Source organism: Nocardia sp. NPDC055029, from assembly GCF_053608525.1.
The window spans coordinates 14,460-35,466 of the sequence record NZ_JBSGVQ010000052.1; the positions used below are offsets into that span (position 1 = coordinate 14,460).

23 protein-coding genes are annotated in these 21,007 nt (G+C 67.2%); 5 read left to right on the forward strand and 18 right to left on the reverse strand.

Annotation, left to right across the window (positions count from 1 at the left end):
- Positions 1-14 precede the first annotated feature (14 nt).
- Genes ACWF9G_RS31215 through prpD form a run of 3 tightly spaced genes read right to left on the reverse strand, consistent with a single transcriptional unit; the run spans position 15 to position 3,555 of the window.
- The gene (locus ACWF9G_RS31215; RefSeq protein ID WP_452519694.1) at positions 15-1,139 is read right to left on the reverse strand and encodes a bifunctional 2-methylcitrate synthase/citrate synthase; all 1,125 of its coding nucleotides are present in this window, start codon (positions 1,137-1,139) and stop codon (positions 15-17) included.
- Positions 1,139-2,053 (reverse strand): methylisocitrate lyase, encoded by a 915-nt coding sequence (gene prpB / locus ACWF9G_RS31220; protein WP_452519695.1) that lies wholly within the window; start codon positions 2,051-2,053, stop codon positions 1,139-1,141. The genes ACWF9G_RS31215 and prpB overlap by 1 nt, the downstream gene beginning before the upstream one ends.
- Complete coding sequence (gene prpD / locus ACWF9G_RS31225) at positions 2,053-3,555, reverse strand: 2-methylcitrate dehydratase PrpD (protein ID WP_452519697.1); 1,503 nt, start codon at positions 3,553-3,555, stop codon at positions 2,053-2,055. The genes prpB and prpD overlap by 1 nt, the downstream gene beginning before the upstream one ends.
- Positions 3,556-3,709: 154 nt before the next feature.
- Between prpD and ACWF9G_RS31230 the strand changes: the two genes are divergently transcribed.
- Both ACWF9G_RS31230 and ACWF9G_RS31235 read left to right on the forward strand, forming a co-directional pair.
- On the forward strand, positions 3,710-5,152 hold the full coding sequence (locus tag ACWF9G_RS31230; RefSeq protein ID WP_379310663.1) for a short-chain fatty acyl-CoA regulator family protein: 1,443 nt from the start codon (positions 3,710-3,712) through the stop codon (positions 5,150-5,152).
- Between the two features lie 31 nt (positions 5,153-5,183).
- Positions 5,184-5,471: a hypothetical protein gene (locus ACWF9G_RS31235; protein ID WP_379310664.1), complete on the forward strand. Its 288-nt coding sequence runs from the start codon at positions 5,184-5,186 to the stop codon at positions 5,469-5,471.
- A gap of 49 nt (positions 5,472-5,520) precedes the next feature.
- Here the strand turns inward: ACWF9G_RS31235 and ACWF9G_RS31240 are convergent, their stop codons facing one another.
- The 3 genes from ACWF9G_RS31240 to ACWF9G_RS31250 form a co-directional block, all read right to left on the reverse strand.
- On the reverse strand, positions 5,521-6,066 hold the full coding sequence (locus tag ACWF9G_RS31240; RefSeq protein ID WP_452519699.1) for a hypothetical protein: 546 nt from the start codon (positions 6,064-6,066) through the stop codon (positions 5,521-5,523).
- 194 nt (positions 6,067-6,260) lie between these two features.
- The gene (locus ACWF9G_RS31245; RefSeq protein ID WP_452519700.1) at positions 6,261-6,743 is read right to left on the reverse strand and encodes an adenosine-specific kinase; all 483 of its coding nucleotides are present in this window, start codon (positions 6,741-6,743) and stop codon (positions 6,261-6,263) included.
- A 323-nt stretch (positions 6,744-7,066) separates the two neighbouring features.
- Positions 7,067-8,737: a bifunctional 3'-5' exonuclease/DNA polymerase gene (locus ACWF9G_RS31250; RefSeq protein WP_452519702.1), complete on the reverse strand. Its 1,671-nt coding sequence runs from the start codon at positions 8,735-8,737 to the stop codon at positions 7,067-7,069.
- A 201-nt stretch (positions 8,738-8,938) separates the two neighbouring features.
- Here ACWF9G_RS31250 and ACWF9G_RS31255 point away from each other — a divergent pair, with 201 nt between their 5' ends.
- Positions 8,939-9,226 (forward strand): hypothetical protein, encoded by a 288-nt coding sequence (locus ACWF9G_RS31255; RefSeq protein WP_379311401.1) that lies wholly within the window; start codon positions 8,939-8,941, stop codon positions 9,224-9,226.
- Between the two features lie 10 nt (positions 9,227-9,236).
- Here ACWF9G_RS31255 and ACWF9G_RS31260 read toward each other — a convergent pair whose 3' ends face one another.
- Genes ACWF9G_RS31260 through ACWF9G_RS31270 form a run of 3 tightly spaced genes read right to left on the reverse strand, consistent with a single transcriptional unit; the run spans position 9,237 to position 11,347 of the window.
- Positions 9,237-9,998 (reverse strand): glucose 1-dehydrogenase, encoded by a 762-nt coding sequence (locus ACWF9G_RS31260; RefSeq protein ID WP_379311402.1) that lies wholly within the window; start codon positions 9,996-9,998, stop codon positions 9,237-9,239.
- A 14-nt stretch (positions 9,999-10,012) separates the two neighbouring features.
- A complete protein-coding gene (locus tag ACWF9G_RS31265) occupies positions 10,013-10,843 on the reverse strand; it encodes an SDR family NAD(P)-dependent oxidoreductase (RefSeq protein WP_452519704.1) in 831 nt (276 codons plus the stop codon).
- 9 nt (positions 10,844-10,852) lie between these two features.
- Positions 10,853-11,347, reverse strand: a complete 495-nt coding sequence (locus ACWF9G_RS31270) for a nuclear transport factor 2 family protein (RefSeq protein WP_452519706.1) — start codon at positions 11,345-11,347, stop codon at positions 10,853-10,855.
- 180 nt (positions 11,348-11,527) lie between these two features.
- Here ACWF9G_RS31270 and ACWF9G_RS31275 point away from each other — a divergent pair, with 180 nt between their 5' ends.
- The gene (locus ACWF9G_RS31275) at positions 11,528-11,788 is read left to right on the forward strand and encodes a hypothetical protein (protein ID WP_379311405.1); all 261 of its coding nucleotides are present in this window, start codon (positions 11,528-11,530) and stop codon (positions 11,786-11,788) included.
- 27 nt (positions 11,789-11,815) lie between these two features.
- On the opposite strand, the gene ACWF9G_RS31280 is transcribed toward ACWF9G_RS31275, so the two are convergent.
- The 5 genes from ACWF9G_RS31280 to ACWF9G_RS31300 all read right to left on the reverse strand — a co-directional run bounded on the left by ACWF9G_RS31280 (position 11,816) and on the right by ACWF9G_RS31300 (position 16,334).
- Complete coding sequence (locus tag ACWF9G_RS31280; RefSeq protein WP_379311406.1) at positions 11,816-13,087, reverse strand: PucR family transcriptional regulator; 1,272 nt, start codon at positions 13,085-13,087, stop codon at positions 11,816-11,818.
- Between the two features lie 186 nt (positions 13,088-13,273).
- A complete protein-coding gene (locus tag ACWF9G_RS31285) occupies positions 13,274-13,444 on the reverse strand; it encodes a hypothetical protein (RefSeq protein ID WP_452519707.1) in 171 nt (56 codons plus the stop codon).
- 511 nt (positions 13,445-13,955) lie between these two features.
- Positions 13,956-14,555, reverse strand: coding sequence for a TetR/AcrR family transcriptional regulator (locus ACWF9G_RS31290; RefSeq protein ID WP_452519708.1), 600 nt, complete (start codon positions 14,553-14,555; stop codon positions 13,956-13,958).
- Positions 14,556-14,609: 54 nt separating this feature from the next.
- Positions 14,610-15,530, reverse strand: coding sequence for an alpha/beta fold hydrolase (locus ACWF9G_RS31295; protein ID WP_452519710.1), 921 nt, complete (start codon positions 15,528-15,530; stop codon positions 14,610-14,612).
- Between the two features lie 120 nt (positions 15,531-15,650).
- Entirely contained in the window at positions 15,651-16,334 is a 684-nt protein-coding gene (locus ACWF9G_RS31300; RefSeq protein WP_452519711.1) for a TetR family transcriptional regulator, read from the reverse strand.
- A 95-nt stretch (positions 16,335-16,429) separates the two neighbouring features.
- Here ACWF9G_RS31300 and ACWF9G_RS31305 point away from each other — a divergent pair, with 95 nt between their 5' ends.
- A complete protein-coding gene (locus ACWF9G_RS31305) occupies positions 16,430-17,332 on the forward strand; it encodes an alpha/beta hydrolase (protein WP_452519713.1) in 903 nt (300 codons plus the stop codon).
- A 44-nt stretch (positions 17,333-17,376) separates the two neighbouring features.
- On the opposite strand, the gene ACWF9G_RS31310 is transcribed toward ACWF9G_RS31305, so the two are convergent.
- From ACWF9G_RS31310 to ACWF9G_RS31325, 4 genes are read right to left on the reverse strand one after another with little or no spacing between them, the layout of a single operon-like run.
- The gene (locus tag ACWF9G_RS31310; protein ID WP_452519714.1) at positions 17,377-18,351 is read right to left on the reverse strand and encodes a glycine betaine ABC transporter substrate-binding protein; all 975 of its coding nucleotides are present in this window, start codon (positions 18,349-18,351) and stop codon (positions 17,377-17,379) included.
- Positions 18,348-19,085 carry an ABC transporter permease gene (locus ACWF9G_RS31315; RefSeq protein ID WP_379303974.1) on the reverse strand — a complete coding sequence of 246 codons (738 nt, stop codon included), beginning with the start codon at positions 19,083-19,085 and terminating at the stop codon, positions 18,348-18,350. The genes ACWF9G_RS31310 and ACWF9G_RS31315 overlap by 4 nt, the downstream gene beginning before the upstream one ends.
- Positions 19,082-20,320: an ATP-binding cassette domain-containing protein gene (locus tag ACWF9G_RS31320; RefSeq protein ID WP_452519716.1), complete on the reverse strand. Its 1,239-nt coding sequence runs from the start codon at positions 20,318-20,320 to the stop codon at positions 19,082-19,084. Before ACWF9G_RS31320 ends, ACWF9G_RS31315 begins: the two co-directional genes overlap by 4 nt.
- Positions 20,317-20,961 (reverse strand): ABC transporter permease, encoded by a 645-nt coding sequence (locus ACWF9G_RS31325; RefSeq protein WP_379303978.1) that lies wholly within the window; start codon positions 20,959-20,961, stop codon positions 20,317-20,319. The genes ACWF9G_RS31320 and ACWF9G_RS31325 overlap by 4 nt, the downstream gene beginning before the upstream one ends.
- Positions 20,962-21,007: the final 46 nt, after the last annotated feature.

Below are 21,007 nucleotides of genomic sequence, written 5' to 3' on the forward strand. Positions count from 1 at the left end.
CACTACCCGGCGTGCTAGGCCACGACCGCCCGTTGTGGCACTCCGACGTACTCGCTCAGTGGCCGGATCAGAGCGTTGGATTCACCCTGCTCGATGATGTGCGCGGTCCAGCCGGTGATCCGGCTCATCACGAAGATCGGGGTGAACACCTCGATGTCGAATCCGAGCAGGTAATAGGCGGGGCCGGTCGGGAAGTCGAGGTTGGGCTTGATGCCGGTGGCCTCGTCCATGGTGCGTTCGAGCGTTTCGTACATCTGCACCCACTTGCCGCCGTCGGTCGCGGCGGCGATGTCGAGGAAGGCCTTCTTCATCGTGGGCACCCGGGAATCACCGTTCTTGTAGACCCGGTGGCCGAAGCCCATCACCTTCTCCCTGTGCGCCAGTTTGGTGCGCAACCACTCCTCGGCCAGGGCGGGATCGCCGATCCCGAGCATGTCGTGCATGACCGCTTCGTTGGCGCCGCCGTGCAGCGGGCCCTTCAACGCGCCGATCGCGGCGGTCACCGCGCTGTAGATATCGGACAGGGTCGACGTGACGACGCGCGCGGCGAAAGTGGATGCGTTGAAACTGTGCTCGGCGTAGAGAATCAGCGAGACCTCGAACGCCTTGACCAGTTCCCGCGACGGGATCGTGCCGAAGCACATGTTCAGGAAGTTCTCCGCATACCCCAGATGGGAGTGCGGCGGAATCGGATCCAGGCCGTGGCGGCGCCGGTGGTCGGCGGCCACGATGGTCGGCAGCACGGCGAGCATCCGCAGTGCCTTGGCGCGGTTGGCCTGTGCCGAGTTGTCGTCCTCGGCAGGGTCTTCGGCGCCGAGGTAGCTGATCGCGGTGCGGACGATGTCCATCGGATGGCAGTTGTCGGGCATCTTCACCACCAGCGACAGCAGCGACCGGTCCGCGCGCCGGGACGCGCGCTCCTGCTGGCAGAACCGTTCCAGCTCGACGTGATCGGGCAGCTCACCACGCCAGAGCAGGTAGGCCACCTCCTCGAAGGAGCAGTGCGCGGCCAGGTCCTGCACGGCGTAGCCGCGGTAGGTCAGCGAGTTCGTTTCCGGGACCACCTTCGAGATCGCGGTGGTGTCGACGACGACACCGGCGAGTCCCTTGTAGATGGTCGGTACGGCGATGTCCGTCATCACTGGTCCCTTCCCAAAGCGAAATTGAAAATGTCGGAATCGAATTCGTTGTAGCGCTCGTACTGCAGCAGTTCGTAGAGGCGACTGCGATGCTGCATCCGGTCGAGCAGACCGGATTGGGTGCCCTGTTCGTAGATCTCGCGCAGCCCGGCCTCGGCGGCGAACATCGCCAGCCGCAGCGTGGAGACCGGATAGATGACGGCGTTGTAGCCGATGGACTCCAGCGTCTGGGCCGAGATCAGCTCGGACTTGCCGAATTCGGTCATGTTGGCCAGCAACGGAATCGCGACCGCGGCACGGAACTTCTCGAATTCGGCGGCCTCGGAGAGCGCTTCGGTGAAGATCAGGTCCGCACCGGCCTCGGCGTAGGCCTCGGCGCGTTCGATCGCGGCGTCGATGCCTTCGATACCCGCGGCGTCGGTGCGCGCGCAGAGGACGAAGCTCGGGTCGCGGCGTGCGGACACCGCCGCCCTCAGCCTGCGCACCATCTCGTCCACGGAAACAACGGCCTTGCCGTCGAGATGACCGCACCGCTTCGGGTTGACCTGGTCCTCGAAGTGCGCGCCGGCGATCCCGGCGTCTTCGAGGAAGGTGACCGTGCGGGCCGCACTCATCGGCTCACCGAAGCCGGTATCGGCGTCGATGAGGACCGGCAGGTCGGTGACCCGGGCGATCTGCTGACCGCGCCCGGCGACCTCGGTCAGCGTGGTGAGCCCGATATCGGGCAGCGCGAGGTCGGCGGAGACCACCGCACCCGAGACGTAGACGCCTTCGAAGCCGATCTCCTGGATCAGCTTGGCCACCAGTGGATTGAACGCGCCGGGGAACCGCTGGATCCGCGCGGAGGCAAGACCGGCCCGGAACGCGAGGCGCTTGTCGGCGGCCGAGGTCGCCGAAGCCAGCGGGCCGGTCATCAGAACAGCCCCTTCGGCAGCTTCGGCGCGCGGGCGAGCACCTCGTCGGAGACGGTGAAGTTCAGCAGGCCAAGCTCCTCGGCGGTCAGCTCGTGGGTGCGCTGGGCGACGTCGAGGAAGCGGTCCTGCTCGGCCTGGTCGATGACGCCCTCGGCCAGGGTGCGGAACTTCGCGACGTACTGGTCGCGCGCGAACGGACGGGCACCCAGCGGATGCGCGTCGGCGACAGCCAGCTCGTCGACGATGACTTCGCCACTCTTCAAGGTGATTTCGGCGCGGGCGCCGAAGGCCTTCTCGTTCGGGTCGGTGGAGTGGTAGCGCCGGGTCCATTCCGGGTCCTCGGCGGTGGAGATCTTGCGCCACAGCTCGATGGTGTCGGGGCGCTGCGCGCGCTCGGGGGCGTAGGAACGCTCGTGGTGCCAGGTGCCGTCCTGCAGGGCGACCGCGAAGATGTACATCACCGAGTGGTCGAGGGTTTCCCGCGACGCCGTCGGATCGAACTTCTGCGGATCGTTGGATCCGGTGCCGATGACGTAGTGGGTGTGGTGGCTGGTGTGCAGCACGATCGTGGCGATCTGGTCGAGATCGCCGACGCGGTCGCGCATCCGGCGGGCCAGGTCGATCGGGGCCTGGCTCTGGTACTCGGCCGAGTGCTCCTTGGTGTAGGTGTCGAGGATGCCGCGCTTGGGCTCGCCGGGGCCTGGCAGCGGCACCGAGTACTCCGCGTGCGGCCCGCCCAGCAGCCAGGCGATGACACCGTCCTCGCCCTCCCAGATCGGGGCGGGGGCACCCTCACCGCGCAGGGCGCGATCGACCGCTTCGACCGCCATCTTTCCGGCGAAGGCCGGTGCGTAGGCCTTCCAGCTCGAGATCTCGCCCTTGCGGGACTGGCGGGTGGCGGTCGTGGTGTGCAGCGCCTGCCCGATCGCCTGGTAGATCGTCTCGGCGTCGAGACCGAGCAGGGTGCCGATGCCCGCCGCGGCCGAGGGGCCGAGGTGGGCGACGTGGTCGATCTTGTGCTCGTGCAGGCAGATCGCGCGCACCAGGTCGACCTGGATCTCGTACCCGGTGGCCAGACCGCGGATCAGGTCGGCGCCGCTACGGCCGGTGTGCTGGGCGACGGCGAGGATCGACGGGATGTTGTCACCCGGGTGCGAGTACTCGGCGGCCAGGAACGTGTCGTGGAAGTCCAGCTCGCGCACCGCGACACCGTTGGCCAGCGCCGCCCACTCCGGGGAGAACCGGCCGGGCACACCGAACACCGCGGCGCCGGGCCCGTAGGGATGTGCCAGTGCCTGGGCGCGCGCGTTGGCCACCGGACGGCGGGTGATGGAGGCCGCCGCCACCGCCGCGTTGTCGATGATCCGGTTGACGATCATCTCCTCGGTCTCCGCCTGCACCGGTACCGCGTCGGTGGCAACCTCGGCGATCCGCCACGCGAGGTGTTCCTCCCGTGGGAAGTCCTCGGCGGAACGGTACGTGCGGACAGGATGGTTCTTCACGGTGCGACCTCCAGGAGCGGTGAGTTTCAACGGCCTGTTTCGCACGTTACACACGTGGCGATTACCGCGAAATACACCGCAAATGCCAAATCTTGTGGACGAAAATCAGCAAAGTTGCGTAAGTTGTGAAAGCAGGCGCTGCTACAGTGGCGCCATGCAGAAGATGTACGCGGGCGCACGGCTGCGGACGCTGCGTGAACAACGGGGACTGTCCCAATCGGGGATGGCGAAGGTGCTCGGGCTATCGGTGAGTTACGTCAACCAGCTCGAGAACGACCAGCGACCGTTGACCGTGCAGGTTCTGCTGCGGCTCAACGCCACCTTCGACCTGGACATGGGCTTCTTCGCCGCCGACACCGACGCCCGGCTGCTGGCCGACCTGCAGGACGTGTTCGCCGACGACCCCGACGCCTCCTCGGTCACCAACGCCGAACTCGACGACCTGATGACCCGGGTACCCGGTGCGGCCAGGCTGTTGGTCAGCCTGCATCGGCGCCTGCGCGGAGCCACCGAGCAGCTGGAGCAGTTCTCCGCCGGCATCGAGGGCTCGACCGTGGAGCCCGGCACGGCGATGCCGTACGAGGACGTGCGCGACTTCTTCTACGACCGGCGCAACCACATTCCCGAACTCGACCACGCCGCCGAGCAGCTCTTCACCCGGAACCGGCTCAGCATCGGCGGCCTGGATCTGCAACTGACCCGGCTGCTGCACGAACGCCACGACATCACCGTCACCATCCGGTCCGACGACCCCACCGCCCCCGGCCCCAAGCGGATCTACGACCCGCAGGCCCGCCGGATAATCCTCGCCCGCAGGCTCTCCCCCGGCCAGCGGGCATTCCAGCTCGCCACCCAGCTGGCGTTCCTCACCCACTCCGACACCATCGACACGCTCACCGCGTCGGTGGAGACCATGCCCGCCGGCTCCCGCGAGCTGTTGCGGATCGGTCTGGCGAACTACTTCGCGGGTGCTTTGATCCTGCCGTACACCAGGTTTCGCGACGCCGCCGAAGAACTGCACTACGATATCGACCTGCTGTCGTCGATGTTCGAGGTCGGCTTCGAGACCGTCTGCCATCGGCTCTCGACCTTGCAGCGCCCGAACCAGCGCGGCGTCCCGTTCTTCTTCGTCCGCACCGACCGCGCGGGCAATATCTCCAAACGGCAGTCCGCCACGGCCTTTCACTTCTCCCGGGTCGGCGGCAGCTGCCCGCTGTGGGTAGTACACGAAGCATTCACCACCCCTGGCCGGATCCGCACGCAGATCGCCGAGATGCCCGACGGCCGCAAGTACCTGTGGCTGGCTCGCACGACCGACGAGAGCACACCCGGATATCTTTCTCCCAAACGGGATTTCGCGATCGGCCTCGGCTGTGACCTCGCCTACGCCGAGAAGCTCGTCTACTCCCACGGGCTGCCGATCCACGACGAGAGCACCGCGGTGCCGATCGGCGCGGGCTGCAAGATCTGTGAACGGCCCGACTGCGCCCAGCGCGCCTTCCCCCAACTGGGCCGGGCCATCCGCGTCGACCAGAACCGGGCCGCCAACATCCCCTACACCCCGGCCGACCGGGAACGCGCACCGCGCACTCCGTGACGGTCGGCAGGGTGCGGGCTACGCTCGTGGAGTGCCCGACATCGAGGCCTCGCCGCCACCACGCAACGGTGCCGGACTCGCGTCGCTGGTGCTCGGCATCGTCGCCTGTGTGTTCTCGTTCATCCCGTTGGCCACGGAGTTCGTGGCGGTGCCGTCGTCGGTCGCCGCGGTGGCCGCGGCGTTCATCGGGTGGGACCGGATCGAACGTGGGGTGGCAACGAACCGCGCCGATACCATCGCTGGTGGTCTTCTCGGCGCGTTCGCGCTCGCCACGAGTGTGCTCGTCTACCTCGCGACACACAGCGGCGATTCGGTCTAGCAGCATCCGGCCCGGGAGTCTGCACTCCCGGGCCGAATGACTCCTGATGTCACACCATCTCAGGCACACGCAGGTGAGCGAACCCCAACCTGAACTCCGCCACATCGAGAATCCTGGCACCCGTGACCTTGGTCGCCATCTTCCTGATCCGATCAGCGTGCTCGCGGCTGCTGTCCAGCTCCTCGAGGCTCGCCCAGACGGTGGAGCCGACGCCGCGGCCGGTTGCCCGGTCGACGAACAGGCTGGCGCTGCGGAATCCTTCGAGCTTCTCGAACTCCGGCATCAGCTGTGATTTGAACGTATCGATCGCCTGGTCGATACCGGACGGATCGACCTGCACCCAGGTACAGCGGGTGCACGCGTTCGCGCCTGCCAGGTGATCACGGTGCATCACCGCGACTTCCCACTCTTCGACCTTCTCGACCGGCCCGTGCAGCGACTGGGCCAGACCATCACGCATTGGCTGGACGCGCCGGCTGCTGGCATGCAGTGCGTCCTCGGATTCCCACGCGGTAGTGGCGATGCAGCGCCCTGTCGACCTGTCCACCATCAGCGACAGGCCGACCCAGCCTTCCAGCTCGGGCAGATTCGGCATCACCTCATTGCGGAGGTACGCGAGCCCACCGTCGATCGACGACGGCTGGGCTGCAATGGTGCTTGAACGTGCGTACACGAGCCACCTCCTGCTCCCATAAAGGCGGCGCCCCGGTGGGCGCCACCGGACATACCCACTGTCCTCCACGGTTACCGTCCGCACAATGCCTCAGCGGACGCGGCGGACGCGGGCCCCTACAACTTGTAGCCGATCTGACGCAGTAGCTGTCGACGGTCTGCCTGATCGTCGGCATTCTCCACGCCCAGTGGTGCGGACCCGTCGATTACTCCGACAATTCCGCGGCCCAGCTCGGTCTGGGCGATCAACACATCCACGGGATTGGCGGTGGCACAGAATATTCCGCAGACTTCTGGGACGTGCCGGATCGCGTTGAGCACATTGACCGGGTATCCCTCACGCAGGAAGACGATGAACGAATGTCCCGCACCGACGGCGAGTGCGTTCGTCGTGGCGAGCTCGATCAGATCGTCGTCGTTGCCGGAGTGCCGGACCAGGCACGGCCCGGATGCCTCGCAGAATGCCAGCCCGAACCGCAGGTGGGAACTGACCCCGACCAGCGCTTCGTGCAGATCCTCGACGGTTTTGATGAAGTGCGCCTGCCCGATGACGACGTTGAGATCATCCGGCTTGTCGACACGCACGGCTGTCAGCTCCACACCCAGCATTCTGCGCCGCGCCGATGCCGATGCACAACACGTCTCGGCACCGATTTGCGCGCGCAGCCCGGAGGGGCCGAAAAAAGCCGGATTCAGGGGCCCACAGGTATTGACAGAACGAAAATCCGGAGAAGACTGTACATATACCAGAACACCGGAAATGAGTGACGCTGTCAGTAGAGACGTCTGTTGACTTCGGTGACAATTTTCGAGGATCTGGCCAGGCCCCCGGCAAGCCAATCGAATGCCAGAGTTGTCAGCGACGACTGAAAGCTCATGGATTCGATGGAGACTACCGGGGACTGTTCTGTGTGGGGGCCTTTCTACTTGGCGTCCCCGTAACACTCCACCACAGCGGTGGTGAACGGGAACCGCACCGGTGTCGATCCGAAAGCGAGCCTGCCCGCGGTCTCGGCCGCGGCGGCGATCGCGGCGGTCACCGTTGCCGCCTCCTCCGCCGGACAGTGCACGATCACCTCGTCGTGCTGGAAGAAGACCAGTTCGGCACGCAGACCGGCGATCGCATGACGCACACCGGCCAGGACCAGCAGGGCCCAGTCGGCGGCGCTGCCCTGCACCACGAAGTTGCGGGTGAACCGGCCACGGGCCCGGGCCGCGGAGCTGCTGCCGTATCCCCCCGGATTTTCTTCCTGGGCCGGGTCCGGCTCCTCCGGCGCAGCGACCGACAGCGGCGGACAGGTACGCCCCAGCCACGTGCGCACCAGGCGCCCTTCCTCGCCGGCGCGCGCCGCATCGTCGACATAGGCGACCGCCGCCGGATACCGCCGACGCAAACCGGCGAGGTGGATCAGGGCATCTCCGGAGGTCTGCCCGTAGATGGCGCCGAGCAGGGCGATCTTGGCTTGGGCGCGATCACCGCCGAATCCGCGGACCGCCAGATCCGCGTACAGATCCTCGCCGCGACCGGCCACCTCCATCAATCCGGGGTCGCGCGACACGGCGGCGAGCACGCGCGGCTCCATCTGGTCGGCGTCGGCGACCACCAGACACCAGCCAGGATCGGCACGGATCGCTTGCCGGATCACCTTCGGAATCTGCAGGGCCCCACCACCATTGGTGGTCCAGCGGCCCGTCACCGTGCCGCCGGGCAGGTATTCGGGACGAAATCGGCCGCCATGCACCCATTGTTCGAGCCAGGACCAGCCATGTGCGGTGTACAGGCGATAGAGCGACTTGTAGGCCAGCAGCGGCGCTACGGCGGGGTGGTCGACCTGCTGGAGTTCCCATTTTCGGGTGGAGGACAGCACGATCCCGGAGCGGGCGAAGGCCTTGACGATCTCGTTGGGCAGGTCGGGCCGGACCCGGACCGCACCGCCGAAGGCTCGCGACACCTCATCGGCCAATTCCGCCATCCGGCGCGGTTCCGGTGCGCCGGGAACGCGCTCCCCCAGCATGGTGTCCAGCAATTCGCGGTGGACGTCCGCCCGCCACGGGATCCCGGACCGCGACATCTCCGTGGCCACCAGCATGCCCGCCGATTCGGCGGCCAGCAGCAGCCGCATGCGTTCCGGATGCTCGGTCCGCGCCGTCCTGGCGACCTGTCCCGCGTAGACCTCCAGCAGCGCGGTGAACTCGTCCGTGCCGGGCGGTAGCGGCACCGGCGCCGACTCGAACAGCGACGGCTGGGTTTCGGCCGCCCGTGCGGGGGCGTCCGGCGGGACCGGCAGGTTGTGCAGGCGCGCCCAGGCTGCCGCCAGGGAACGCGCCTGACCCGACTGGCCCTCCTCGTGCCCGATCAGCAGGGCTTCCGCGGCCTGCACGTCGTAACAGCGCTCCACGCGCACGTCGGCCGCGAGCAAGGTCCGGTAGATCTCCGCGGTGGATCGCCACACCCACCGCTCGACCTCAGGACGTGAGCGCACCGCCTCGGCCAGCGACGGCTCGTAGACCGCCGGTCCCGCGGGTCGACCGTCCCGCTCCAGGGGACACAAACGAGCACCACCGTCGCCCCACTCCGCCACCGCCCATCGCACGGGACCGAGTCTGGCAGCGGGGTCCGACAACCCGGTGGCGAGCGGCTGCGCGGCCCGGCTTTCGCGGCGTACCGTTGACTGTCCGGTTGCCGGGCCGCACAGTTGGTACAGCAGACTTTGCGCGTGTCGTGGTGGTGTCCACAGGATTGCCGCTGTTCACATGGGGTATCAGCGTGATTGATCGCACACGGAGAGGATGCGATGACGATGCGCGGCCGACGGAATCGACGTGATCGGGAAATTCGCGAAGTACGGGAGATCCACGCCAGGCCATCCCATCAAGTCGCCAGGTTCTTGCTGTCTACGCTGCTGATGGTCTGGGTCGGGTCCGGGATGGTCGCGGCGATGCAGCGAAACTACTTCACCAATCCGCCGGTCAACTGCGGCGAATGGGGCACGATCGCTGTCACACTCGTGGCGGGCCCTCTCAACTATCTGGGGGCGAACCCGAAGATCACCGAGTGCACGCTACCGGAGCCGAGCCAGTGAACGGCGGGAACTAGCCGTTCATGTCGACGACCGGAGGGCCTGCTGTCCAACCGCCGTCCACGGCCAGCTCGGCGCCGGTCGTGTACGAGGCCGCGTCGCTGAGCAGATAGGTGACCGCCCCGGCGAGTTCCTCGGGCTGCCCGACCCTGCCCAGCGGCGCGTTCGGGAAACCACCCTCCGCCAGACTGATTCCGGTCGGCGCGGTCATCGGGGTCAGCACCATTCCGGGATGGACCGAGTTCACCCGGATCCGGTCGCGCGCGAGCTCTACCGCGGCGACCTTGGTCAGCCCGCGCACACCCCACTTGGCCGCGCCGTAGGCACCTGTGTGCGCCAGGCCGACCAGCCCGGCGGCCGAGGAGATATTGACGATGGAACCGCCACCGGCCGCCCGCAGGGCAGGCACCACCGCGTGGATGCCGATGTTCACCGATACCAGGTTGACCTGGATCACCCGCTGGAACGTCTCGAGTGGCTCCTCGACCAACGGCACACCCGAGGCGGTCACCCCGGCGTTGTTCACCAGGCCGGTCAGTGTGCCGAAGGCACCGACAGCGGTGTCGACGGCATGCTGCCACGACGCCGGGTCGGTGACATCGAGGTGTACGAACCGGGCGCGCTCCCCCAGTTCGCCCGCGACGGCGGCGCCGTCCTCGTCCAGGAGGTCACCGATCACGACGCTGCCGCCTGCGGCGACGATCCCGTGGGCGAAGGCCGCGCCGAGACCGCGCGCTCCACCGGTAACCAGTACTACTTTGCCCGAAAGCTCCATCACAGATTCCTTTCTCACCGGATGCCGAAGACCGCGCCGCCGCCGAAGGCCTCGCGATGCGACACCGGCTGTCCACCATCGATATCGGTGATCCCGTATTCGACGGCCGCCTCGGCGGTGATCACCGTGCTGCCGCTGCGGGTACCGATCTCGGGATCGGTGGCCAGCGCCAGGACGACCCGGCCGACGAATTCCGGCGTTTCCGCACCCGCGATCGGAAACCCCTCGATGTCCTCGACGCCCATGGCCAGCACCTGTTCGGTGCGCACGATGCCGGGCCACAGCGACACGGTGCTCACACCCGTCCCGCGTAGCTCCACGGCCATGTCGCAGGCCATCTTGTCCAGACCCGCCTTCGACATGCCGTACAGCACCGAGTGCAGATAGCCGCGGGTGCCGAACGAGGAGATGTTGGCGATGACGCCGCTGCCGCGGGCGACCATGCGTCGCGCCGCCTCGACGGAGGCGACATAGTGCGCGCGCAGGCCGACGCCGATCAGCGTGTCCCAATCTTCGACGGGCCGCTGCCAGAACGGGTCGCTGAAGCCGGCGAAACCGTCAGGATTCGCCCACACATTGTTGACCAGCAGGTCGAGTCCGTCCTGTTCGGCGGCGATGCGGGCGAACACGGCGGCGATCTGCGCGTCGTCACGATGGTCGCACCGCACGGCGATGCCGGTGCCGCCGCGGGCGCTCACCTCGGCGGCGGCCACCTCCAGCGGCCCACCGTCACCCGCGCTGCCCCGTCCGGTCAGATACACGGTCCAGCCCGCGGCGCCGAGCGCCAGCGCGATTCCCTTGCCGACGCCACGGCTGGCGCCGGTCACCAGAGCGATCTTCGACATGTCCCGGCCCTACTGCGCGATCCGGCAGGCGTCGTCGAGTGGCCTGGTGATCGCCCACAACCGGTGGAACGTGCACGTCGCGATCTTCCAGCGGCCGTCCTCCACCCGGTATTCGTCGGCGTATTCGCCGGTCGCGACGGTTTCGGTGCGCTCGATCAGGTTGACCTGGCGGAACCGTAGCGTCCACCGGCCGCTCGCCGTGCCGTCCTCGCGCACCGTGATGTCGGGGTGCACTCCGTGGTGCATGTCGAGGATCGCGTGCTTGCCGTCCACCTGCTGCAGGGCGATCGAGGCGAAGACCGCGGCCATGCCGTCGGCGTCCATGGCACCGAGCTCGCCGTAGTCCAGTGCCGAGCCGACCGCGACGAAACAGTCGCGGAACCCTTCGGGGTCCTTGGCGTCGCAGGCGCGGAAGTAGCGGTGCTTGAGCGCGGTGATCGACTCGATCGCCGCCAACCGCGCGAGATGCGTCGCGGCGTCGTCGGGCTGGGGTGTTGCCGTCATGAAACTCACCGTATGACCTGGCGGATGTCAGCGTCTGCGCGCCTTCCCGCTGATCGGGAACGGACCGCGGATTCCGACGGTTTCCCCTGCGCTGCCCGTGGGTAAAAAGATCTCGATACCCGTTCGCGGAACCGGCGACGGGACGCGGATTCCGCGACATACACCACGGGAGAAAACACAGTGTTGAGTTTGCTCGGCGTCAACCGCCGCACCGAGGCGGCCGACAGTTGCCCCGGCGCGCCCACCTCGGCCGGACTGCTGGAATCGGGTGACATCGTGCTCACCCCGAGGCGCAGCTACCGCGTGATCAGCACGAGTTTCGCCGGCGGCGCACATCACGCCGGACGCGTGATCGCCGATACGGTCGACCTGGTGACCGGCCGCCTGCGCGTCTTCGAATTTCCCAGCACCGACACGACAGTCACCGTCCGCGCGGCGTAGACCGCCACTACCCGGTATCCGCGCGGATCACCCTGCGCGAGAACTGGTCTCGTTCTCGGCGCGCAGGTTCTCCGGCCTGCCGAGTCCGCGATGCGCGCGGATCAGCAGCGCCGAGCGGAGATAGCACAGACCGGTGACGTCGTTCAGGTCGAAGCCGGTCAGCTGGCCGATCCGTTTCAGCCGGTAGTCCACCGTATTCGTGTGGATGAACAACTCGCGCGCGGTCCGCGAGCGCTGCAAATTCGTCGCCATGTACACCTCGAGCGTCTGCAGCAGTTCCGGGTGCGCTTCGAGGGAATCGACGACCGAACTGAGGTAATCGCGGGCCGGGCCCTGCCTGGTCAGCTGATATTCGAATGCCAGTTGATGCGGACGATAGACCTTGCTCGGGCCACCGAGCCGATCCACTATTTCGACCAGTTCATGGACTTGTTCCGCAGCACGCGGGATCTCCGCCGGTACCGCGGTGGTCGTCACAGCGCGCACCGGAACCTGGGCCGCCTCGGACAATCCGGCGATCAACTCGTCCAGTTCGAGCTCGGAGAACTCCGAGGTGGGCAGCAGCAGGGTGCCGCCGTCGACGCTCAACAGCGACAGCACCTTGCCGACGCACCGGTTCGCCAGCTCGGCCTGCACGCGACGCAGCTTGCGCCGGGCAACCACATTGCCGTCGAGGGAAGGGATGAATTCCTCGACATGGGGCGGCAGCGCCAGCGCTACGACGTGATAGTTGTCGGCGACGGTGATGCCGCATTCCCTGGCCATCGTCGACGTGTTCTGACCACCGAGCAATGCCGAGGTCAGCGTGTGGACTGCGGTGTGATGTTCACCGACGACCGAGCGCAGTTCCCGCACATAGGCCAGGGATACCGCCGAGGTGATCATGCTCTGGATGTCGGTCAGCCGCCGGGCCACCCCGACGAGGGTCTCGTGGTCCTGGTTGGTGACACCGGCGATGACGAGGTCGAAACCGAGTTTGAAGCCTTCGTGCACGGCATTGTGGATGGTGTCGATCGGGATGCCCTCCCGCGCCCAGTCCGCGGCCGCGGCTTGGATCTGTTCCAGTCGCCCCGGTAGGTCACGCCCGTCGAGCGCGCCCCTGGTCAGCTCGAGACACACCCGGGTCACCGTGGTGACATCACCGTCGAGTACCTCGCCGGGCAGTGTCGCGCACGGCACGACATTCTCGATGAAATGGCCCACCATCTGACGGGATATCGTCCGCACATCCTTCAAGGGGTTCGATACCGGGCGGCCCGCTGCGGTCAAGAACGGCGCAATGGAGGGTGAGACAGCCATGATGAATCCTTCCCAACCCAGATCACTGGGCAAGACCCCAATCTACCGTGTAGAACAAACCGCCGTCCCGGCTTCGCTTGTGATAAACAGCAACGGAAATCCGGATAAATTATGGATTCCGACAACGGCGCGCATGCCTCCGACGATGGCGGGTCCCCCACCGCCGGAGGCACTCCGGCTACCCGGTCACAGGCACAGCGCCAGCTCGAGCGGGCCGATATGCGGGAGGGGCAGGCAGACTTCCACCGAACCCGCAACGGGGGCAGGGGAAGCCGCGGTGGCGGTACCGGCGCTCAGGGCGCACGCGGACAGCGCCAGTGCGGCGACGGCTAGCGGACGGGCGATTCTGGGGTTCATACGGTTCCTCGTTGTGTGCTACGAAAAATCCCCATCTCGGGGACATCTCGATCAGATCACAGCCGTACCCGTGAGAACCCTTACTCGGCACGGGTTTTGACCTTCCTCCGGACCATTCGCCGAATCATCGGAGATATCCACAAGATTGAGCCTCTGGAGGGGTCACGCCATCGCGTACCCACCGTCGTCCTCGATGACATCCGACAGCGGCCTGTGTGGCGTCGATTCCAGCGGCGCAGCCGCATTCGACATGACTCCGACCCGGATCATCACGTAACCAGTCAGTGGGCGGAGTCGGACGCGTCGGTATATTCGGACAATTCCGTCTCGGCGAAGGTCCGCACGGGCAATTCCTCCGGCGAACGGGGTTTGGGAGCATTGCGCGCGGGAACTCCTGCCGATGCTCCGTGACAGCCGCTCCATTCCGACAATTCCCCCCGATAGTTCGCATCCGTCGCGTGCCGGTGGGCCGCTCGGCGCATGGGGGCTGCCAGCTCGGGCAGCGCGGGGTTCAGGCGGGGGCGAAGGCGCGCAGGACCGCATCGGCCAGGGCATCGGCGAACTCGGCGTCGATGCGGCCGGAACGCTGCAACCATCGTTGGGTGAGCGGCCCGTAGAGCATGTCGACGACGAGATCCAGGTCGGCGTCGGCACGGAGCTGGCCCGCGCGCTGCGCACTCCGCAGCCGCCGCCGCTTGGCCGCACGCATCGGTTCCGCCATGCGCTCCCGATAGACAGCCGCGAGGTCGGGGTCGTTGACGATCTCGGTGGTCAGCGCCCGCAAGGGGGCGGCGAACGCGGGATCGGCGAACTCGGCGGCGGTCGCGCGCAGCACCGTCCTCAGGTCGGCACCGAGGTCGCCGGTGTCCGGCAACTCGATGCCGCCGCTCTCCGGGTTCTCACTCGCGCTCAGCAGGGCGTCGAAGACCACGGCACCCTTGGACGGCCACCACCGGTAGATCGTCTGCTTCCCCACCCCAGCCCGCGTCGCGATGGCCTCGATCGTCAGCTTCGCGTACTCGACCTCGCCGATGAGTTCGCGGGCGGCGTCGAGGATCGCGATCCGGGAGCGCTCGCTGCGGCGGGTGCGGTCCGGCGTGGTTCTGGCCATGGGCACAGATCCTATCGCACAACGGAACGGTACGTCTCGTCTTAGCCGGTAGCCTCAGCGCAGGAACGCTGTCAGCATCGGGGTGACCTGCGCTGGGCAGTCCTCATGGACGGTGTGCCCGCAGCCGGGCACAACGGTTGCCGTGGCGTCCGGGATCCGCGTGGCCAGCCGGTGGGCCTGGGATGCGGGGAGCCAGCTGTCCCCCTCGCCCCACAGGACGAGGGTCGGCGCGGCGACCTCGGCGAGCCCGGCGTCGGTGAGCCGGTAGTCCAGATTGCGCCACAGCGACAGGAATCCGGCGCGGTTGGCCGGTCGGGAGAACGGTGCGTACAGCTCGTCGATCACTTCGTCGGTGACCAGGTGCCGGTGCTGGAAGGTGCCACGGATGTTGTCGGCGTAGAGGTCGCGAGTGGTGAGATTCGTGGCAAGCTCACCGAGCAGCGGAGTGGTGAACAACGGTGTGACAGGCGCCTTTTCGGCGTCGATGCCGGGCGAATCGAGAAGAACCAGTCGCTCGACCCGATCCGGATGCTGTTGTGCGAAGTACAGACTCCAGGCGCCACCCCACGAGTGCCCGGCGATCGCCGCCCGCTCGAGTCCGACGCCGTCGAGGAATGCCGCGATGGCGTCCGACATCGCGGGCAGGTCGTAGGCGAAGTCCTCGCGATGCACGTCGGTGTAGCCCTGACTGGGCAGGTCGACGGCATACACCGTGTGCTCGGCGGCCAGTGCCGGAATGACGTCTCGCCAGGAATAGCCCCACAATCCGCCGCCGGCGATCAGCACGACGGGTGAGCCTGTCCCGGTTCGCGTGTAATGGAATCGGGCGAGATCGGTCTCGGCGTAGTGGGAACCGATCCGGCTCAGATAGGGCGAGCCGTCAGCCTCCTCGGCATGGGCCACCGGCGTGGCGACAGCGGCGAGGACCGCGGCGGTGACCAGCGCGAGCCGTGCGGACAGCGTTCGAATACTCATGTCGGTGCCTTCTTCTCGACGGAATGACTACTCCCAGGACGAGCGAGCGGCACCCGACGTGACGCGACATGACGTGGTTCACAGCGTTGCCCGCTGTCGCGAAATCAATTCTCATTATCACTAGGTTTTGAGATGACGGTAGATCGTTGCACGGGAGACACCGAATCGGTCGGCGATCTCCTCGGCGGCACCGCCCGCGAGATAGAGCGAACGCGCCTGTCCGACCTGCTCCTCGGTGAGCGCGGCGGGCCGTCCACCGTTGCGGCCCCTGGCGCGTGCGCGGGGCCGAGGCCGCGCGGGCTCCCCGAGCAGCGCCCGCGCACCGTCCAGGATCAACCGGCGGAGCGTGTCGGTCGGTACGTCCCGGAAGAGCACCACCGGGTCGGCCAGACCGGCGACCACCTGACAGGCCCGCACCCTGTTCTCGATGCTGTCGTCCGAGCCAGCGACCAAGTCGTTGGCCAAGGCGATCGCGGCCCGGAATCGGTCGGCTACCGGCGCCTGCACCAGCAACGTCATGTCTTTGACGAGCATCGTCAGCGTGTGCCGGTGACGCAGGTGGACATCGACGTAGCCTTCGATCGCACGCCATCGCACCTCGTCGGGATCAGCGCGGGCTTCGGCGGCGGCCAGCGTCGCTTCGAGCTCGTCCAGCAGCGGCACCGTGAGCCGGCGCAGGATCTCGTCTTTGGCGTCGAAGTGGTAGTAGAGGGCGGCTTTGGTGATGCCGACCTCGTCGGCGACGGCCTGCATCGAAGTGGCCCGGTAGCCGCGGGCGGCGAACAGGACGCGCGCCGCGGCCAAGATCCGCTCCGATGTCGTCGAATCACTTACCAATGGTCAGTCTTTTCGCTAGAGTGCTTACCGACAGTAAGTCTATTGCCGCGGGGTTGATCTGTATGCGAACCACAGTGTCCTTCCTGGCAGCCGGTGTCCGGTGTGCCGGTAACCTCTACCTGCCCGCCGACTCAGGACCGGTGCCGTGTGTGGTGCTGTGTCACGGCTTCAGCGGAACGATGGACCGGCTCTTCGACTACGCCGAGAAGTTCGCCGCCGCGGGCTCGGCGGCACTGGTCTTCGACTACCGCAGCTTCGGCGAGAGCGACGGCGACCCGCGCCAGGTGCCCGACATCACCGGTCAACTCGACGACATCCGCGCCGCGGTCGCCTTCGCCCGCGGCCACGAGCGCATCGACCCCGACCGGATCTTCCTGTGGGGGAACTCGCTGGGCGGGGCGCACGTGATCACCGTCGCCGCAACGGATCCCCGTATCGCGGCCGTCGTCGCGCAGATCCCGTTCAACGGGTTTCCCGACCGCGTGGCGGACCGCTCGACCGGTGACACACTGAAGCTGCTCGGCGCGATCGCCTGGGATACCGTGCGCGACACACTCGGGATGCGGCCGTACTACATCCCGATGGTCGGCAGCCCCGGTGACCTGGCCGTCACCGCGACACCCGAGGCCGAGGAACACATCCGGACACTGACCGGAAGCGGCGAAACATTGTGGCGCAACAGCATCGCACCGCGCGCACTCCTGCAGATGATGCGCTACCGCCCGGCCGAGTCCGCCGCCCGCCTGTCCTGCCCGCTTCTGGTCTGCGTCGCCGCCGACGATCAGGAGACACCGCTGGAGAAGTGCCGCGCACTGGCCGATCGCGCGCCGCGTGGCGAGCTGCGGATCTACCCCGGCACACATTTCACCTTCTACACCGACCCGGAGTTGCGCCGACGCGTCGTCGCCGACCAGATCGAGTTCTACCGCCGGACCGACGGCTCGCCACCGACCGAGGTGACCTGAATTCGCCCTCCGGATCGGCAGGCAGCGCCCGCGCGGCATCCCGCCTATTCGATCAGGTTTTCGCTTTTCAGCCAGTCGTAGGCGACGTCGCCGGGATCTTCGCCGTCGATGTCGACGCGGCCGTTGAGTTCCCGCATGAGGTCGTCGGTGAGGCGTTCGGAGATGGTGCCGAGCAGGGGGCGCAACTGGGGGTTGGCCTCGATGACGGCGCCGCGGACTACGGCTGTGCCGCTGTAGGGCAGGAAGAACTTCTTGTCGTCGTCGAGGACGCGCAGGTTCAGGTTCTTGACCCGGCCGTCGGTGGTGTAGACCATGCCGAAATGGCACGGGGCGCTTTTGGCGGTCGCGGTGTAGACGACGCCGGCGTCCATTCTGGTGACGTTGCCTGCGGGGACGCCGTTCGGATCGTTGTAGGGGATACCGTATTTCGCCAGCATCGGAATGAAACCGTCGGAGCGGCTGAAGAATTCGTCGTCGACGCAGAAGGTTCGGTCGGCGACGGGCAGGGCGGCCACGTCCGACAGCGATCGCACGCCGAGCCGGTCGGCGGTCGGTGTCGACGCGGCGAAGGCGTAGGTGTCGTTGAAGTTGGCGGGGGCGAGCCATTCGAGGTCGTAGTCGCGCTTTTCGATGTCATGGACGCGCTGCCAGAGTTCCTGTGGGTCGGCGATCGTCTCGGTCTCGTTGTGGTAGTTGACCCAGCCGGTGCCGGTGTATTCCCACAGCACATCGGCGTCGCCGTTGAGCTGGGCCTGGCGTGAGGAGGCCGAACCCGGTGCGCCGGTCAGATCGGTGACCGACGCGCCCGCCGCTGCCAGATAGGTCGCGGTGATCTTGCCGAGCAGGACGCCCTCGGTGAAGCTCTTCGACGTGACGACGAGCCGCGCGCCGTCCAGCGGCCGTTCATCGCCGGGCAGACTCGCGTCGTGGAAGGTCCCCGACGAGCTCACCAGACCGCACCCGGCGAGCAGTGTCGCCGCGAGCGCGCACATCAGCGTGACCAGCCGTACTCGTCTCATGAGATACCTCGCGGTGTCGCGGCAAGTTCGACGAGCCTGCCGAGCCAGTCGATTATCAACGCCAGCAGCCCGACGAGCACGGCACCGGAGATGAGCAGCTTGGGCAGGAACAGGGTGACACCGGTGGTGATCAGGGTGCCGAGGCTGGTCGCGCCGATGAACGTGCTCAGCGTCGCGGTGCCGACCAGGATGACCAGCGCGGTCCGCACACCGTTGAGGATCACCGGCACCGCGAGCGGCAACTCGACCTGGACCAGGGTCCTGGTGGCCGAGAAGCCGATGCCGCGGGCCGCCTCGATCGTCCGGTGATCCACCTGCCGCAGCCCGACGATCGTGTTCTGCAGGATGGGCAGGATCGCGTAGACGACGAGACCGACGACCGCCGTGCGGAATCCGGTACCGAGCCAGAAGGTGAACAGCACCAGCAGACCGACCGCGGGCGCGGCCTGCCCGATATTGGCGATATTGACCGCGATCGGCTCGAGCCGCTGCAAGGCAGGCCGCGTGAGCGCGATGCCGAGCGGGATCGCGACGACGACCACGATCAGCGTGGCGACGACGGTGAGCCGGATGTGTTCGAGGATCGTGGTCTGCAGGTTCGCCCAGCCGAGCGAGGCTTGCTCGGTCGCGGTGAAGGTCGAGGCCCGATACCAGAGCAGGTAGCCGATCCCGATCACCACGATGACGAGCGGTTCGAACCACACGTCGATCGGGATCCGGCGCAGGCGGTTCATGCCGGTCCGGGTTCGTCGGCGGCGACGACCGGCGTCGGCGTGGGATCGGAGCCGTCGACATAGGTTTCGTAGGAGGGCTCCTCGGCGACACCGTTGCCCTCGGCGAGCTTGGTCTGGATCACGTCGGTCACCGAACCGATGCTCAGCGAGCCGACGACGGCGCCGCGGCCGTCGGTGACGAGGGTGGCACCCTGGCTGGCCGCGAGCATGGCGTCGAGCGCGTCGTTGAGCGTCGAGGACTGCGCGACGACGGGCAGGCGCCGGTCCAGATAGTCGGAGACCTCCGGCTTGCTCGCCACTTCCGTCAGCGAGGGCCACGACCGTGGCCGTCCCGACTCGTCCACCACGACGACCCAGGTGTGTCCGGCCGCTGTCGCGCGCCCGATCACCACCGGTGACGATTCCCCGATCCGCGCGGTGGTCACCGGGTCGACTTCGACATCCCGCACCCGCGACACCGTCAGATACGCCAATTTCGCGCCGGATCCGACGAATTCCTCCACGAACGGCGTGGCCGGATCGGTGAGGATCTCCTCTGGGCGCGCGTACTGCTCGACGTGCCCGCCCTCGGACAGGATGAGCACCTTGTCACCGAGCTTCGTGGCTTCCTCGAAGTCGTGGGTGACGATCACGATGGTCTTGCCGAGCTCGTGCTGGATCGCGATCAGGCTGTCCTGCAACCGAACCCGGGTGATGGGATCGACCGCGCCGAACGGTTCGTCCATCAGCAGCACCGGCGGGTCCGCCGCGAGGGCGCGCGCGACGCCGACGCGCTGCTGCTGGCCACCCGACATGTCCTTGGGTAGCCGGTCGGCGAAGGTGCCGGGGTCGAGGCCGACCAGATCCAGCAGGTATTCGGTGCGTTCGGCGATCCGCTTCTTGTCCCAGCCGAGGACCCGCGGAATGGCGCCGATGTTCTTGGCCACCGACCAGTGCGGGAACAGGCCGCCGGACTGGATGACATACCCGATCGACTGCCGCAGCTTGTCGGGATCCTCCCGGGTGACGTCGCGGCCACCGATGAAGATCCGGCCGTCGGTCGGCTCGATCAGCCGGTTGATCATCTTCAGCGTTGTCGTCTTGCCGCAACCGGACGGGCCGACGAACGCGACGATGTGACCCGCGTCGATCTCCAGGTCGAGCCGTTCGACCGCGGGCTTGTCCTGGCCCTTGTAGCGCTTGACCACCGCGTCCAAGGTGATGGACGCACCGGTGACATTGCGAAGATCGGTCATGAAAGCCCCTTGGCGATCGTGAGGCGTCCGAGCAGGACGAGAAGCGCGTCGAACACCAACGCGACGGCGACGATGAGAATGGTTCCGGTGAGCGCCATTTCGAGGGAATTGGCGCCACCGAGCCGGGACAGGCCGTTGAAGATCAGCGAGCCGAGCCCGGGGCCGAGGACATAGGCGACGATCGCGGCGACACCGACGATCATCTGGGTCGACACCCTGATCCCGGTGAGAATCACCGGCCAGGCGATCGGCAGTTCGACGGTCAGCAGGATGCGCCACCGCGACAACCCGATCCCGCGCGCGGATTCCACCACCGACGCGGGCACCGACCGCAGTCCGACGATGGCGTTGCCGATCACCGGCAGCGCCGCGAAGAACGCCAGCATGATGAACGACGGGACGACGCCGAGCCCGAACGGGACGAGCAGCAGCGCCAGCAGCGCCAGCGAGGGAATCGTCAGCGCGACCCGGCTCGAGGTCAGGGTGAGTGCGGACGCCAGCGGCAGCCGGTATACGGCCACCGCGGTGAGGATGGCGACGACCGTTCCGACCAGCACCGTCTGAAATGCCAGCGACGCGTGCTGATAGGTGAGGAAAGTCAGTACCTCTCCCCGCCCCTGGACATAGCTCCACAAGTTCACGGCATTCCCATCGTCAGGCTGGGCCAGTGGGTACCTGTTCGCGCGT